The organism is Micromonospora sp. NPDC005257, assembly GCF_042872445.1.
Lineage (GTDB): Bacteria > Actinomycetota > Actinomycetes > Mycobacteriales > Micromonosporaceae > Micromonospora.
The window spans coordinates 1-1072 of record NZ_JBIAKL010000033.1 but is presented as its reverse complement, the minus strand read 5'-3'; the positions used below and the strand labels follow the sequence as shown (position 1 = coordinate 1072).

At 66.8% G+C, this 1072-nt stretch carries 1 protein-coding gene; it reads left to right on the top strand.

The genetic code is table 11. The annotated features are described in order from the left end of the window. A partial coding sequence (locus tag ACFYO8_RS29615; protein WP_357712039.1) for an ABC transporter ATP-binding protein occupies positions 1-1020 on the top strand: 1020 nt, incomplete at its 5' end. Positions 1021-1072: the final 52 nt, after the last annotated feature.

The window sequence follows — 1072 nt, the reverse complement described above, 5'->3', positions numbered from 1 at the left end:
CAGGTCAGGGATCTGCGGGTGCGGTTCGACACCGAGGACGGTGTGGTGCGGGCTGTGGACGGTGTGTCGTTCGCGGTCGAGCGGGGTCGCACGTTGGGGATCGTGGGGGAGTCGGGTTCCGGTAAGAGTGTGACGTCGTTGGCGATCCTGGGCTTGCACAACGCGAAGCGCACGTCGATCTCGGGGGAGATCTTCGTGGGTGGGCGTCAGTTGGTGGGTTTGGGTGAGGAGGAGATTCGTCGGTTGCGGGGCCGGGACATGGCGATGATCTTTCAGGATCCGTTGTCGGCGTTGCATCCGTACTATTCGGTGGGTAAGCAGATCGCTGAGGCGTATCGGGTGCATCATCCGAGGGCCGGTCGGCGGGAGGCCCGCAGCCGGGCGGTGGACATGTTGGGCCGGGTGGGGATCCCGCAGCCGGCGAAGCGGTTCGATCAGTATCCGCATGAGTTCTCGGGTGGGATGCGGCAGCGGGCGATGATCGCGATGGCGTTGGTGAACGATCCGGATCTGTTGATCGCGGATGAGCCGACGACGGCGTTGGATGTGACGGTGCAGGCGCAGATCCTGGATTTGTTGGCGGATTTGCAGGAGGAGTTCCGGTCGGCGATCGTGCTGATCACCCACGACCTCGGCGTCGTCAGCCAGGTGGCTGATGACGTGTTGGTGATGTACGCGGGTCGGGCGGTGGAGCGCGGGAGTGTGGAGCGGGTGTTGCGGGCGCCGCAGCATCCGTACACGTGGGGGTTGTTGTCGAGTGTGCCGTCGTTGCACGGTGACGCGGACGCGGACCTGCTGCCGATTCCGGGTAACCCGCCGTCGTTGATCAACCTGCCGTCGGGGTGTGCGTTTCATCCGCGGTGCCGGTGGGCCGACGTGAACGGTGACCGGTCCCGCGCCGAGGTTCCCGAGTTGCGGGAGGCCGGGCAGGCCGGGCATGTGGTGGCGTGTCATTTGTCGGCGGCCGACCGGGAGCGGATCTACCGCGACGAGGTCGCCCAGGTGGGGGTGGCCCGATGAGCGCCGAGACCGAGGCGTCGAGCGCCGGGACCGAGCCGTTGCTGTCGGTGCG